Genomic DNA, 14733 nt, shown 5'->3' on the forward strand with positions numbered 1-14733 from the left:
CACCCCCCGCCCGGCAGAGTATTGGAATGCATTCACGAACGCCCGGAATGCCGAGCGGAACGCCGAGCAGAACGCCGAGCGGAATTCAGCCCTAGGGAAGAGCGATGAACAACGAACCGGCCGTGGCCACCTCTTTCGAGGAGCTGATCGGAAACACCCCGCTGCTCCGGCTCCAGCTGGACGGCGTACCGTCGGCAGCCACCGTCCTGGCGAAGCTGGAGGCGGCCAACCCGCTCTCCAGCATCAAGGACCGGGCCGCCCTCTCGATGATCAGGGCGGCCGAGGAGTCCGGTGCGCTCACGCCCGGGGCGACGATCATCGAGGCCACCTCCGGCAACACCGGCATCGCCCTCGCGGCGCTGGCGGCGGCCCGCCGCCACCCCTGCGTGATCGTGCTGCCCTCGAACGCCTCCACCGAGCGCATCCTGACGATGCGGATGCTCGGCGCCGAGATCGAGTTCACCGACCCGGCGCTCGGCTTCACCGGCTGCGTCGAGCGGGCCGAGGAGCTGCACGCGGCCACCCCCGGCTCCTGGTACGCCCGGCAGCACGAGAACCCCGCCAACGTCCGCGCCCACTACGAGACCACCGGCCCCGAGATCTGGCAGGCCACCGGCGGCAAAGTCGACGTCCTGGTCGCCGGGGTCGGCACCGGCGGCACCATCACCGGCATCGCGCACTACCTCAAGGAGCAGAACCCGGCGCTGCACGTCGTCGCGGTCGAGCCCGAGGGCTCGGCGCTGCTCTCCGGCGGCCTCCCCGGCCCGCACCGCATCCCCGGCCTCAACGGTGGCTTCATCAGCCCCGTCACCGACCGCGACTGCATCGACGAGGTGATCGCCGTCTCCGACAAGGACGCCGCCGCGACCACCCGCGCCCTCGCGGCCGGCACCGGCCTGCTGGTCGGCGTCTCGGCCGGCGCCGCCGCGTACGGCTGCATCGAGCTGGCCCGCCGCCGCGACCTCACCGGTGCCACCGTCGTCACCGTCTTCCCCGACAGCGGCGAGCGCTACCTCAGCTGGTGGCCGACGGAGGAGGAGGGCTCGTGAGCTTCCGCGAGCTGCACCGCAACCTCAAGCTGCGGATAGCCGTCGGCTTCTTCCAGCGGTTCTTCGACATCATGCTCGTCCCGCTGATGGTCATCCACTTCTCCCACCTGTACGGAGCGGCGACCGCCGGCCTGATGACGCTGGTGGTGGCCCTGGCCACGGTCTCCTGCAACCTCGTCGGCGGGCACCTCTCCGACGTGTACGGCCGCCGCCGGGTGCTGATGTGCGGCGAGGTCGGCGCATGCCTGTCCTTCGCCGGGCTCGCCCTCGTCAACTCCCCGCTGCTGCACTCCGGCCCGGCGACGTACCTGCTCTACCTGACCGCCACCTGCAGCGCCGGGATCGCGATGCCCGCCAACGAGGCGATGATCATCGACGTCTCCACCCCCGAGTCCCGGGCGACGGTCTACACCATCAACTACTGGGTGGTGAACCTCGCGTTCATGCTCGGCTCGCTGGTCGGCGGCTTCTTCTACGGCGGGTACTTCTTCCAACTGCTCGCCGGGGCCGCCGTCTCCACCCTCGGCATCTTCCTGGTCACCTGGACGGCCCTCTCCGAGACCCGCCCCGCCGAGGCCGCCGAGAACCCGCGCGGCGTCAGGTCGGCCCTGCTCGGCTACGTCTCCGTCGCCCGCGACCTGCTCTTCCTGCGGCTGGTGCTGGCGGCCCTGCTGGTCTGGTCCATCGAGGTGCAGATCTCCTCGTACCTCGCCGTGCGGCTCAGCTCCGACTTCCCCGTCCAGCAGCTGCTGTCCTTCGGCTCCTGGAGCATGACCGTCGACGGCGTCAAGGTGTTGGGCATCCTGCGCGCCGTCAACACCCTGCTGATCGTGCTCTTCGCGCTCTGGGTCGGCAAGCTGCTCAGCCGCTGGAGCGAGCAGGCCCGGATGGTCGTCGGCATCGCGCTCTTCACCCTCGGGTACGCCGTCTGGGCGCTCAGCAGCAACGCCTGGGTGCTGATCGCGGCCGCCGTCGTCGTCACGCTCGGCGAGATCACCGCGCTGCCCGTCAACCAGGCGCTGCTCGCCAACCTCGTCCCCGCCGAGGCCCGCACCAAGTACATGGCCGCGTACGGGCTGCACGTCCGGCTCGGCTACATGGTCGGGTCACTGTCCGTCATCCTCGGCTCGGTCGCGCCCGCCTGGGCGATGGCCCTGCTCTACGCGCTCTTCGGCGCCGGGGCGATCCACCTCTACCGCCACCTGTTCAAGGTGCAGGAGGCCAGGGCCGTCACCGCCGAGCCGGCCGGGGTCGGCGTATGACGCCGCAGGGGCCGCTGCTCCGCCTGCACGGGACGCTGCGCGGCACCCTGCGCGGGGTGCAGGAGACGCTGGACGTCATCGTCGCCCGCGACCCCTCCGTCCGGCGGCGCAGCGAGGCGTTGCTGCACCCGACCGCGCTGGCGCTGGCCGCCCACCGGGTGGGCAACGCCATGTACCGCTCCGGGCACCACCGTTCGGCCCGTGCCGTCTCCACCCTCGCCAAGGTCGTCACCGGCGGGATAGAGATCCACCCCGGGGCCCGGATCGGCCGCCGGTTCTTCATCGACCACGGCGCCGGGACGGTGATCGGCGAGACCGCCGTCATCGGGGACGACGTCTCCGTCTTCCACCAGGTCACCCTGGGCTCGCTCGGCTGGTGGCACGACCGCACCCGGGTCGACGGCGAGCGCCGCCACCCCCGGCTGGGCAACGGCGTCACGGTCGGAGCCGCCGCCACCCTGCTCGGGCCGATCACCGTCGGCGACGACGCCCTGATCGGCGCGATGGCCCTGGTCATGACCGACGTGCCCAAGGGCGCACGGGCGCTGGCGCCGCAAGCCCAGGTCGACACCGGTACGACCACCCCGACACCCGCACGAACGCCCGCCCCCGAAGGGATGCCGAGCAGTGACTGAGAACAACCGGCTGCTGATGGTCCAGCCGTACAGCCAGTTCGTGGAGAAGGCCGTGGCCCTCGGCTTCCGGGTCTGGTCCATCTGGGACCGGACGCTGCAACCCGCCTCCTACCTGGAGCAGGTCGAGAAGCACTCCGAGGAGATGCTGTACGTCGACTTCTCCGACGAGCAGGCGCTGCGCAGCCTCGTCCGGGAGACCGCCCTCGCCAGGGACGTCGCGTACGTGCTGCACCTCGGCGAGGAGGCGACGATGGTGCCGGTCGCCGAGGAGGCGCAGGCCCTCGGGCTGGCCGTCAACCCGCCGGAGGCGATCCACCGGCTCAACGACAAGGCCGCGCTGCGCGCACTGCTGGCCGAGCGCGGGCTCTCCCCGGTGCGCACCGCGCTGGCGGCCACCCCGCAGGAGACCACCGCCGTGCTGGCCGGCTTCGGCTACCCCGCCGTGGTCAAGCCGACCCGGCTCCAGGGCAGCACCGCCGTCCGGCTGGTCCAGGACGCGGCCGAGCTCGCCGACTGGCAGGCCGAGACCGAGCGCTTCGGGTACACCGGCCAGGTGCTGGTCGAGGAGTACCTCGACGGCCCCGAGTACAGCGTCGAGACGCTCAGCGACGGCGGCCGCCACCAGATCGTCGGCATCACCGCCAAGCAGAAGACGCCCGCCCCGGCCTTCGTGGAGACCGGCCACGTCTTCCCCGCGCCGCTGCCCGCCGGGGACGCCGCCGCCGTCGGCGAGCTGGTCGCCGCCGTGCTCGACGCGGCCGGCTACCGCTTCGGCCCCGCGCACACCGAGCTGATCCTCACCCAGGACGGCCCCCGGATCGTCGAGTCGCAGGCCCGCCTCGGCGGCGACCGCATCCCTGCGCTGATCCGGATAGCCACCGGCTTCGACATCGAGGGCGCGATCTTCGAGCAGCTCGCCGGACGCACCGTCACCGCCGCCCCCGCCGAGCGGGTCGGCGCCATCTCGTTCTTCCAGTTCCCCCCCGGCCCGGTCACCCGGGTCGACGGCCTGGAGCAGCTCAGCGCCCTTCCGCACGTGCACGAGGTGAAGTTCCCGTTCGCCGTCGGCGGCGTGCTCCCGCACACCCGGCACTCCGCCAGCCGGCACGGCAGCGTCATCGTCGAGGGGAGGGACGCGGCGGAGGCCGAGCGCCTCGCCACCGAGGCGAAGGCGCTGCTGCGGGTGGAGACCGGCTCCGAGCTGCTCAACGCCGTCACCACGCCCGCCCGGCAGCCGATGGTCCCGGAGCGGACGCTGCTGCTGATCGGCCACCAGACCGAGCCGGTCCGGATCGCCAAGCAGCTCGGGCTGAACGTGATCCTGATCCAGCACAAGGACAAGTTCGAGGCCGAGCAGGCCGAGCTGGCCGACGTCACCTTCGTCGCCGACTACACCGACTGGGCGGTGCTGGAGCCGCTGGCCCGCGCCGCGTACACCATCTGGAACTTCACCGCCGCGCTCTCGCTGACCGAGCCCGGCCTGGAGCCCGCAGGCCGGATCAACGACCTGTTCGGCCTCGGCGGCACCGGCTACGAGCCCGCCCGCCTGCTGCGCGACAAGCTCGCCATGCGCCGCCACCTCGCCGCCGTCGGCGCGCCCACCGTCGCCGCCGAGCCGCTGACCGACCGGGAGAGCATCACCGCCTTCGGCACGGCGCACGGCTGGCCGATCGTGGTGAAGCCGACCGACCTCACGGCCGGCTTCGGCATCTTCAAGGTCTCCGGCCCGGACCAGGTCGAGGCGGTCTGGCAGCGGATCGACGCCGTCCGCCGGGGCGGCATGGACCGGGGCAGCACGCTCTACACCGTCGCCGAGTTCCTGATGGAGCAGTACATCGACGGGCCCGAGTACAGCATCGAGTCGTTCAGCTTCGAGGGCCGCCACGTCGTCGTCGGCATCACCGAGAAGCTCGTCCACGAGGAGAGTTTCGCCGAGCTCGGCCACGCCCAGCCCGCCCGGCTGACCCCGGACGGCGAGCAGGCGATCGTCGACGCCGTCGCGGCCTTCCTGGACGCCGTCGGCGTCAAGGACGGCCCCGGCCACACCGAACTGCGGGTCAGCAGCCGGGGCCCGCTGATCATCGAGGGCCACAACCGCCTCGGCGGCGACCACATCCCCGAGCTCACCCTGGCCGCCTACGGCGTCGACATGACGCGCTACTCGCTCGGCTGGCCGTTCCGCCTGGTCGAGCCGCTCGCGGAGCGCCCGAAGCCGCTCGCGGCCGGCTGCGTCCGGGGCGTCGTCTCCCGGCCCGGCCAGATCGCCGAGATCGGCGGCGTGGACGAACTGCGCGCCCACCCCGGCGTGCTGGCCTTCGACCTGGCGGCCCGGCCCGGCTCGGTGATCCGGCCGATGCAGGACAACTGGGACCGGCTCGGCCTGCTCGCCGTCACCGCGCCCGACACCGACGCCGCCGTGCGGCTCTGCGAGGAGCTGATCGACACCGTGCTGAAGGTGCGGATGGAGGGTGAGACCCGATGACCGTCGCGATCCTCGACCCGGACGGCCGGTACGCGGCCGAGTACCCCGGCTGGCTGGCCGACTCCGGCCGGTCGCTGACCCTGCTGACCGGCGCCCCCGTCACCCACCCCGGGTACGCCGAGGTGCGCGTCGTCGAGCGGTACGCCCGCTCGGCCGCCGTCGAGACGGCCGTGCTCGAACTCGCCCGCAGCGTCGGGGTGTCGGCCGTCGTCGCCCTCGACCCGGCCGACCAGATCCGGGCCGGCGGCCTGCGCGACCACCTCGGCCTGGCCGGGCAGTCCCGCGACGCGGCCGTGGCGCTGGCAGACTCGGTCGAGGCGGCCGAGCTGCTCACCCGGGCCGGTGTCCCGACCGTCCGCCGGGAGCGGGTCCGCCGGGTCACCGACCTCTACCGCTGGGCGCACGCCTGGGGCTACCCGCTGGTGGTCCGCCGCCGCCGGGGCGCCGACCGCCCGGTGGTCGCCGAACTCGCGGACGAGGCGGCGCTGCGCGCCTTCGCCGACGGCGGGATGCCCGCCGACCCGTCGGCGGTGCCCAGCCTGACCGTCGAGCCGCGCGCCGACGGCGAACTCCACCACGGCCCCGGCCTGCCCGTCACCGACGCCGCGCTGGCGGCCCTGCCCGCCGACCCGGGCCACCCGTGCGCGGTGGCGGCCGTCCGCGACGGCAGCGGCGCGTGGGCCGTCCACAGCGCCCACTACCAGCCGGCCGCCCGGCCCGCCCGCGCCCTGGTGCGGGCCCAGGCCGGCCTGGCTCCGGACCCGACCGAGGTGGCATGAGATGACCGTCCTTGTGATGCACCACCGGGGGACGCTCACCGGCACCCCGTACCTGGACTGGCTCGCCGACTACGACGGCGACGTGCTGCTCGTCGCCTCCCGCGAGCACCTCGCGCTGGTCTCCGAGGAGCTGCCCGAGGAGGGCGGTGCCTTCCGCCGCACCGCGGCCGTCGACGGCTACGAGACCAGCGGCGAACTCGAGGCCCGCGTCCTGGAGTTCGCCCGCGAGCACGGCGTCAGCCACATCATCGCCTGCCAGGAGCTGGACCTCGAACGGGCCGCCGGGCTGCGCGAGGTGCTCGGCCTGCCCGGCCAGCGGATGGACACCGTCCTGCCGTACCGCGACAAGTCGGAGATGAAGCGCCTGGTGACCGCCGCCGGGCTGGCCGTGGCCCCGTACCGGGACGTCGAGTGCGCGACGGAGCTGATCGGCTTCGCCGAGCAGCACGGCTTCCCGGTGGTCCTCAAGCCACGGGACAGCGCCGGCTCGGTCGGGCTGCGCATCCTCGACTCGCGCGCCGAGCTCGACGCCTACCTGGCCGACGAGTTCGACCTCTACGGCCCGGACCAGCCCAACCTGATCGTCGAGGCCTTCGTGCACGGCTCGATGTGCCACGTCGACGGCCTGGTGGTGGACGGGCGGGTGGCGCTGGCCTGGCCCTCCCAGTACCAGTACACGCTGGCCTCCTTCGCCACCGACACCGGCCCCCGGATCGACCTCACCCTGGACCTGGACGACCCGCTCGCGCACCGGCTGCTGGAGTTCACCGAGCGCACCATCGAGGCGCTCTCCGGCCCGGCGGACTTCGCCTTCCACCTGGAGGCGTTCCACACCCCCGACGACGAGATCGTGCTCTGCGAGATCGCCTGCCGCACCGGCGGCGCGGCCATCCGCGACATCGTCCGGACGATGTTCGGCATCGACCCCAGCGAGAGCTGGGTGCGCGCCCAGCTGGGCCTGCCGCTGCCGGAGTGGATCGGCGCCGAGAAGGTGCTGCCGCGTCAGATGTCCGGTCAGCTCGTGCTGATGAAGCGGCCCGGCCGGGTCGTCTCGATCCCGCAGGAGCCGCCGCCGTTCCCCTGGATCGAGAAGTACCAGGTCTTCGTCCAGCCCGGCCACACCATGAAGGCGGCCAAGTTCTCGGCGGACTTCCTGCTGATGGCCCTGGTCTCCGGCCGAGACCGCGCCGAGTGCGAGGCCCGGCTCCGCAAGCTGGAGGAGTGGTTCCTGGCCGGGCTGGTCCTGGAGCCGGTGGCCGACTGACGGCCGCTCACCTACGAAGGACCGCTCGAACCACCCCGCGAAGGACCCCTCGGCCGTCACCCGGTCGGGGGGTCCTTCGCATGGATCTGATCACGCTGGGTAGCCAATGAGCATGCCGTCACCCCGGAGGCCCGCATGCGACTGCCCGCTCTCTTCGCCCGCAAGCCCTCCGCCACGCCGCCCGGCGGCGCCGTGGTGTTCACCGCCGACTTCGGCTCGGCCCGGCAGTGGACGGCGGGCCGCACCAGCGCCTACCCGGGGCGGACCAACCCGGGCGACCACAAGCTCGACCGGCTGACCACCCGGCTCTGCCCCGACGGCGAGTTCACCGCCACCCCGAGCGCCGACGGCGGGCTGTGGGACTGCGACCTGCTCACCACCGAGGGCAGCCCCGACGCGTTCGAGGTCCGCACCGGCGACATCCTGGCCGCCCGTGTCACGCTGCCCGCCGGCGCGGGCGCCTGGCCGGCCGTCTGGACGTGGCGCGACGGCGGCAACGAGATCGACCTCTTCGAGTACCACCCGGACCACCCCGCGCTGCTGGAGCTCTCGAACCACGTCCGGGGCGGCCACCGCTACTGGACCGACCCGACCGGCGGGGTGGCCCCCGGCGGCACCGTCACCCTCCGTGCCGTCCTCGGCGCCCGCTCGGTCGACTGGTACGCGGACGGCAGGCTGGTCTTCACGGACCGCCGGGGCGTCGGCCGGGGCTGGCACGCCTTCCTGATCGTCAACCTCTCGGTCAGCGACGGCACCTACCACCCGGCGCCGGACCCAGGCGGCGGCGAACTCTCCTGGACGTGCCACAGCCTCACCGTCGAACGCCCGGCCCGGCTGCGGCGGCGCCCCCGGCTCAGGCCTTCTTCACCACGCTCGACTTGAGCTGCATCGCCCCGAACCCGTCGACCTTGCAATCGATGTCGTGCCCGTCGACGCCGTCGACCAGCCGGATGTTGCGCACCTTCGTCCCGGCCTTGATCCCGGACGGGCTGCCCTTGACCTTCAGCGCCTTCACGACCGTCACCGTGTCGCCGTCGCTCAGCACGTTCCCGACCGCGTCCTTGACCACCCGCTCGCCGGAGCCGCCCGCCGCCTCGCCGGCCTCGGCGGGGGACCACTCGTGGCCGCACTCCGGGCAGACCATCACGGCGTCCATCTCGTACGTGTACTCACTGGAACAGGTCGGGCACGGGGGCAGGTTCTCGCTCATCCGTCCAGAATATCGGCAGGTCAGCCATCCGGTCGGTCGGCCGTCGATCGGTCAGCGCAGGACGCCGCGGACGGCCTCGGGGTCGGTGGGCGGCAGGGGAGCGGCGGGGGTGGCGGCCTTCGCGGTGAGGGCCGGCGGCGGGGTCACGTAGACGGGGGCGGGCTCGGCCTCGGGGGCGCAGGTCCTGGCGATCCGGCCGGTGCCCTTGGGGAGGCTGCCGTCGCGGAGGTAGGCGGTGAAGGTGTCGTCCAGGCAGGCGTCGCCGTGGAAGAGGATCTCGTGGAAGCTGCCGCCGGTCTGCACGACCAGCTTCGAGCCGGGCAGCGCGTCGTGCATGGCGAGCCCGCCCTCGTACGGGGTGGCCGCGTCCTCCGTCGCCTGGAAGAGCAGGACGGGCGGCAGGCCCTTGCCGGTGATCTTCGTGCGGCCGGCCGGGTTGCCCTGGTAGGGCCAGAACATGCAGGCGGCATTGTACCACATGTTGTTGTAGGTGTAGAAGGGCGCGGCGGCGTTCACCCGGGCCTGGTCCTTCTTCCAGAACTCCCAGTCCCGGGGCCAGGCGTTCTCGGTGCACTGCGCCGCGTTGTACGCCGGGAAGGCGCCGTCGTCGGCGCCCGGCGCCGCGTAGCGGTTGTAGGCGATGTTCAGCGGCCGGGTGTCGTGCTGGGTGAGATAGGCGGAGAGCACGGTCGCCATCCGGGGCCAGCGCAGGAAGTTGTAGCCGCCGCTGTAGAAGGTGTCCTCGAACTCGGCGGGCCCGATCTTCCCGGGGGCCGGGGCGGCGTCCACCGGGCTGGTCCGCAGCGCGGCCTCGACCTTGCCGTAGGCCTTCTCGACCACGGCGGCGTCGGTGCCCAGGTGGTAGACCGCGTCGGCCTTGGCCGTCCAGGCCGCGAAGGCGTCGAAGCGGCGCTGGTGCTCCTTGTCCTGGAGGATGTTGTGGTCGTACCAGCTGATGCTCGGGCCGACGATGCTGTCCAGCACCATCCGCCGCACGTGCGAGGGGAAGAGCTGGCCGTACGTGGAGCCCAGCGAGGTGCCCCAGGAGCCGCCGTAGAAGTTGATCTTCGGTGCGCCGAGGGCCCGCCGGATGCTGTCCATGTCGCGGGCGTTGTCGACGGTGGTCATGTGCGGCAGCAGCCAGGACCAGTCGGCGGTGCAGTTGGCGGCGTACCCGGCGGCCTTCGCCAGCCAGGCCTTCGAACTGCCCTGGCTCACCTGGTAGTCGGGCCGCTCGGCGTCGAAGTAGTGGGCGTCGCAGACGACATGGGGCTCACTGCCGTTGGTGCCGCGCGGGTCGAAGCCGATCCAGTCGTAGGTCGAGGCGACGTCCTGCGGCAGCTGCCCGGAGATGTAGCCGGGCATCCAGAGCCCGGAGTCGCCGGGGCCGCCGGGGTTGAGCAGGATCGGGCCCTGCTGCTGCTTCTTGGGCGCGGTGGCGGGCAGTCGGTTGACCTTGATCTTGATCGTGCGGCCGTGCGGGGCGGCGTAGTCCACCGGCACGTCGAGCAGTGCGCACTGGAGTGCGGGCGTGGTGGTGTCGTGGCAGGAGCTCCAGACCAGCCTCCCCTGCCCGGTGTCCTCGGGGGTGGGGGCGTCGGGTGCGGCGGAGGCTCCGCCGAGGGCGGCGACGGCGGCCGCCGTGGAGAGCAGGGCGACGAGTTTTCTCATGAGTTGCATGATGTGACATGTGCAATGTCACTGTGGCGTTACCGGCGGGACGTTATCGAGCTGTGACGGGTGCTGCGGCCACGGCGGGTTGCCGGTCACCAACTGGAGGCCGTCGGGCGCGGCGCCGCGCCCGTAGGCACCGATCGCCAGCACGCCGAGCTCCGCGACGGCCGCCCAGGCGTCGCCGACCGGCACGACCTCGAACTCGATCCGGCCGTTGTCCACCGTCAGCGTGTGGGTCGGCAGGTGCCGGCCCACCGGCAGGAGGGCGGCCGTCGCCTCGTCGAAGTCCTCCTCTGCCCGGCCGCCCACACCGTCGCGCGGGAAAGCCAGCCCCAGCGCACCCGCCAGGCTGTCGACGAGCGCGTGCTGACGGGCCTCCTCCGGGCCGTTCGTCCCGTTCCGCAGCGTCCCCAGCCCCCGCCAGGTGGAGACGACGACAGTGCCCCCGCCCGCCGTCCGGTGGCCCGTGCTGACGAACCACATCGGCTGGTCGGCCCTGCCGCCGACGTTCCCCCAGCCCTCGATCCAGCGCTCCGCCGCCCACCCCAGCAGCGTGTACGCGGGGAAGTCCTGTCGCGCGTACGGGAATTCGGGCATCAGCCGAGGCTTCGTCAGGTCCACCAGGCGGCGCATCGCGTAGCTGCGGTCCCACTCGTCCGGATGCCTGGAGAGGATCATGCTGCGCAGCTCCCAGGCGCCCTCGGGGACGTACTCGGGTGCCAGCCCGGCGAGCGCGAAGGCGCCGTCGATGTTGTCCCACGCCTCGACGTAACCCCGGTACTCGTTGACCAGGCCGCGCAGCCCGGCGGCGGCGTACCGCACCTGCTCCCCGCCCAGGGCGGCCCGGATGCGGGCCGCCTCGATGCGCTGCCCGGACGAGAGGTGGTGGTTGCCCGAGACGTGCAGGCCGATCGCGTGCAGGGCCTCCTCCACGTACTGCGGCCCCAGCGCGATCAACCGGCGGGCGCCCTCCAGGATCGCGTCGGCGTCGGTGCGCCACGGGGTGCCGAGGAGGCGCCGGGCCTCGTCGAGCGCTGCGTCGTGCTTCGGTCCGCCGGTCACCGGGCCTCCGTCCGTGCGCGGTCCGTCCGTCGGACCGGGCCCGTCAAGTGTCCGGTCTCCCCCCGCCGCAGTGAAGTGGCCCGGCCGGGGAGACCGGCCGGGCCTTGCGGTGTGCGGTACCGCTACGGCTTCACGAAGAGCCGCGTCGCGTCGATGTTGCAGAAGAAGCGGTGGTACGTCGCCCCGCCCACGTGGGAGCCGAACATCTGCATCTGCTTGTAGTAGACCGTCGGGACGGCCGGGACGACGTCCTTGGCGATGTAGTCGCTCAGCGACATCCAGGCCGTCGCGGCCTTCTGCTCGTCGGTGATGGCCTCGATCCGGTCGATCCGGCGGTTGACGCGCGGGTCGTTCACCATCGAGTGGTTGGAGGAGTCGTCGGCGATGGTGCGGCCGTCGAAGACCGGGGGGATGACGGTCAGTCCGCTGGGCCAGTCCGCGCCCCAGGCCGAGCCGTACATGTCGAAGGTGTTGGTGGTGCTGCCGACGGTGTCGTAGTAGTTGCGGCCGGGGATGGCGACCCGCTCCACGTCGAAGCCGGCCTTGTCGAGGGCGGCCTCGATGGCCGCCGAGTACTGCTGGCCGGCGGGGCTGTCGACGAAGGCGTAGCGGATCTTCGTGCCCAGCTTGTGCAGGTCCTTGAGGATGCGGCGGGCCTTGTCCGGCTGGCCCTCGGGGTGCGCGACCTTGCCCAGCGGGTCGCTCTTGCGGTAGCCGGGCATGGTGGGGCTGATGAAGCTCCCGGCCAACTCGGCGCCGTAGGAGCCGCCCTGGGCGTCGTACACGGCCTTGGTCGGGATGGCGTAGGCCAGCGCCCGGCGCAGCCGCAGGTCGGTGACCCGCTTCATGTTGAAGTTCACCTGTGCGACGTACGACTGGTACCCGGCGAGCGTCCGCCCGGCCTGCTGCGGGTCGGCGACGACCCCGGCGATGCTGTCCGGGTCCACCGAGTTGGTGAACGAGACGGCCGTCCGGTCGTCGCCGCTGTCGGCGATCATGCGGTGGGTGGAGTCCACGCTGGAGACGCCGAACGAGATCTGGAACCTGTCCGGGTACTGGTGCCGCGCCGAGTCCGTGGCCGGGTCCCACTGGGTGTTGCGGACGAGCGTCATCGAGACGCCCGGCTTGAACTCCTGGATCCTGTACGGGCCGGAGGCCACCGGCGCCGTGTCGTACGCCTGCTGGGTGTCCTTGGCCTGCGGCACCGCGCTGTAGCCGGCCAGGGCCAGCGCGTACGGCAGGTCGGGCTCGGCCTTCTTGAAGTGGAACACGATCGTCCTGGCGTCCGGCGTCGACAGCACCGAATCCGGCAGGTGCTTGCCGGTGTACGGGCCCTCCGGCAGCAGGTTGCGGTAGTCCGCGCCGTTGGTGCCGGCCAGCCACTGCTGGAGGTAGGTCGGGCCGCTGGTGACGAACGGTGCGAAGAGGCGCTCGACGGACTGGCGGATGTCGGCCGCGGTGATCGGCGTGCCGTCCTCCCACCTGATCCCGGTCTTCAGGGTGTACGTCCACGTCCGGCCGCCGTCGCTCATCCGGCCGCTGTCGGTGGCGAGGTCGCCGACGACCGAGTAGGCGCCGGAGTTGTCGAGGCGGTAGGTGGTCAGGCCCCGGTCGATCAGAGTGGCCAGCTGCGCCTGGTTGTTGACGTACACCTGGGCGGGGTCGAGGTGGCCGAAGGTGTCCTGCTGGAGCACGTTCAGGGTGCCGCCGCCGGTGGCGCCGGGTATCGGCTGCGCGGGGCCGGTCGAACCGGTGGCGTCGGCGAAGGTGACCTGCGTGGACGGGGTGGCGGTGCTCTGCCCGCCCGTCGCGGCCTGCGCGGTCGCGGCGGTGCCGGCGAGGAGCAGCGAGCCCACGGCGACGGCCACCAGGGTCGGTCTGGTTCTGGACATGCCGTACATGTCGGTCATGCGAGTCATCGATGGTCCTCTGATGTGAGGGAGTGAGGATGGGGGCGGCAAGCCCGCGACGCTGATGCCCGGTCGGTCCGGACAGGCGCGGAACTCCGCTGTCGACGACGCGTGTTGGCCCGGAAGTGGCTCGAAATGCACCTGCGCCGTTGACTGATCACGACTCTCCCAATCGCCACCGGCACTGGTCAAGCGTGTGAGGCCCTCGCTGCGGCCTGCCGATGGCTCGTAAATATGCAAAAAACCGAGGGTGCATACGGCATGACTGCACGTCACTTTCGGCCATTCTTCTGACATGTCCCCAGTAAAAGCAGAGACCCCAGGACATAAAGCAGAGACCCCGGACTCGCCGGGGTCTCTGCTGCTACCGAGGGGGTGCGAACCGGTCAGTTCCGGTCCGGGCCGGCCCCCGCGCCCGCGCCGGGGGTCGCGTCCCAGGCGCGGAGCCGGTCGGCGAGCCGGCGTACTCGCTCGTCGTCCGGGCCGGCGTCGACGTAGAAGAGCGACTCGTCCACCCGGCTGTCGTCGCCGCCCCAGCGCACCACGCCCTCGCAGGCGGCGAGGATCTCCCGCAGTGCCAGCTCCTGCGAGGCGAAGAGCCCGCCCTTCGCGGCGGCCCCCGGCCGGATGCGCACGGCGGTGCCCGACGCGAGGTTCGACTCCGGCAGGTCCGCGCGGAGCGCGCCGAGCTCGCGCCAGCCGGCCAGGTCACCCACCTGGAGCTGCTCGACCTCGTAGTGGAAGCGCCGGGCCAGGTAGACCAGGATCGCCTCCACGTCGCCGATCCGGAGCTCGACGGTGAGCCCCGTACCGGCGACCGGGCGCGTCCAGACCGTCGAGACGTGGTTCGCCGCCGCCTCGACCGGCCACCCGTTCGCCGACACCGGGGCCTTGCGCCCCTCGCTCTCCGACGCCGCCGTCACCGCCGAGGCCGTGCCCGGCAGCAGGGCGCTCGCGGCGACCGCGGCGCCCGCCACGGCGGCACCCGCCAGCACGGCCCGCCTCGTCGTCTCGTACCGCAGGCCTTCCATCTGCACGCCTTTCAATGCTTTCTCAGAGAACGATCATGAGTGTGAAGGTCGGCACCAGTGCCACCAGTGCGCTGACCGGCCAGTACAGCCGCCCGGCCGCCGCGACCCTGCGCCGCAACGGGCGGTTGGCGAGCCACCAGGCCAGGCCGTACAGCGCGACCACCGGGGTGCCGAGCAGGAGCCACGGCAGCACGCCGTCGTTCTCCGTCGGCTCCCGCCGCGTCCAGCCGAGCGCCGCCAGCGGCCAGTTCACCGCGAGGTACCAGACCAGCCACACCGGCGCCACGCCGGGAACCCCCAGCAGCAGGTTCGCCACCACCGCCGGCCACCACGCCCGCACCCGCCTGCCTGTCACTGCTCGCACGCCCTGGGCCC

General features: G+C 72.4%; 13 protein-coding genes. 7 read left to right on the forward strand and 6 right to left on the reverse strand.

Annotation, left to right across the window (positions count from 1 at the left end):
• The first annotated feature begins 104 nt into the window (after positions 1–104).
• The 7 genes from cysK (at position 105) to ACR68M_RS28375 (ending at position 8353) form a co-directional block, all read left to right on the forward strand.
• Positions 105–1049 (forward strand): cysteine synthase A, encoded by a 945-nt coding sequence (gene cysK, locus ACR68M_RS28345; RefSeq protein WP_441246979.1) that lies wholly within the window; start codon positions 105–107, stop codon positions 1047–1049.
• Positions 1046–2311, forward strand: a complete 1266-nt coding sequence (locus ACR68M_RS28350) for an MFS transporter (RefSeq protein WP_441246980.1) — start codon at positions 1046–1048, stop codon at positions 2309–2311. Before cysK ends, ACR68M_RS28350 begins: the two co-directional genes overlap by 4 nt.
• Positions 2308–2946 (forward strand): serine O-acetyltransferase, encoded by a 639-nt coding sequence (locus ACR68M_RS28355; RefSeq protein WP_441246981.1) that lies wholly within the window; start codon positions 2308–2310, stop codon positions 2944–2946. Before ACR68M_RS28350 ends, ACR68M_RS28355 begins: the two co-directional genes overlap by 4 nt.
• Positions 2939–5428 (forward strand): ATP-grasp domain-containing protein, encoded by a 2490-nt coding sequence (locus ACR68M_RS28360; protein ID WP_441246982.1) that lies wholly within the window; start codon positions 2939–2941, stop codon positions 5426–5428. Before ACR68M_RS28355 ends, ACR68M_RS28360 begins: the two co-directional genes overlap by 8 nt.
• The gene (locus ACR68M_RS28365) at positions 5425–6207 is read left to right on the forward strand and encodes a hypothetical protein (RefSeq protein WP_441246983.1); all 783 of its coding nucleotides are present in this window, start codon (positions 5425–5427) and stop codon (positions 6205–6207) included. Before ACR68M_RS28360 ends, ACR68M_RS28365 begins: the two co-directional genes overlap by 4 nt.
• A 1-nt stretch (position 6208) precedes the next feature.
• Positions 6209–7471, forward strand: a complete 1263-nt coding sequence (locus tag ACR68M_RS28370; RefSeq protein ID WP_441246984.1) for an ATP-grasp domain-containing protein — start codon at positions 6209–6211, stop codon at positions 7469–7471.
• Between the two features lie 135 nt (positions 7472–7606).
• Positions 7607–8353: a beta-glucanase gene (locus ACR68M_RS28375; RefSeq protein ID WP_441246985.1), complete on the forward strand. Its 747-nt coding sequence runs from the start codon at positions 7607–7609 to the stop codon at positions 8351–8353.
• On the opposite strand, the gene ACR68M_RS28380 is transcribed toward ACR68M_RS28375, so the two are convergent.
• From ACR68M_RS28380 to ACR68M_RS28405, 6 genes are all read right to left on the reverse strand, one after another.
• Positions 8325–8681, reverse strand: coding sequence for a zinc ribbon domain-containing protein YjdM (locus ACR68M_RS28380; protein WP_441246986.1), 357 nt, complete (start codon positions 8679–8681; stop codon positions 8325–8327). The two genes, ACR68M_RS28375 and ACR68M_RS28380, sit on opposite strands and share 29 nt — an antisense overlap.
• Positions 8682–8732: 51 nt before the next feature.
• Positions 8733–10352, reverse strand: coding sequence for an alpha/beta hydrolase (locus ACR68M_RS28385; protein ID WP_441246987.1), 1620 nt, complete (start codon positions 10350–10352; stop codon positions 8733–8735).
• Positions 10353–10379: 27 nt separating this feature from the next.
• On the reverse strand, positions 10380–11417 hold the full coding sequence (locus ACR68M_RS28390; RefSeq protein WP_441246988.1) for a hypothetical protein: 1038 nt from the start codon (positions 11415–11417) through the stop codon (positions 10380–10382).
• A 122-nt stretch (positions 11418–11539) separates the two neighbouring features.
• A complete protein-coding gene (locus tag ACR68M_RS28395; protein ID WP_441246989.1) occupies positions 11540–13336 on the reverse strand; it encodes an ABC transporter substrate-binding protein in 1797 nt (598 codons plus the stop codon).
• Between the two features lie 377 nt (positions 13337–13713).
• Complete coding sequence (locus tag ACR68M_RS28400; RefSeq protein ID WP_441251739.1) at positions 13714–14358, reverse strand: hypothetical protein; 645 nt, start codon at positions 14356–14358, stop codon at positions 13714–13716.
• A gap of 22 nt (positions 14359–14380) precedes the next feature.
• Positions 14381–14722, reverse strand: a complete 342-nt coding sequence (locus ACR68M_RS28405; protein WP_441246990.1) for a hypothetical protein — start codon at positions 14720–14722, stop codon at positions 14381–14383.
• Between the last annotated feature and the right edge of the window lie 11 nt (positions 14723–14733).

Origin of the sequence: Kitasatospora sp. McL0602 (assembly GCF_052076145.1) — a bacterium.
Classification (GTDB): Bacteria; Actinomycetota; Actinomycetes; order Streptomycetales; family Streptomycetaceae; genus Kitasatospora.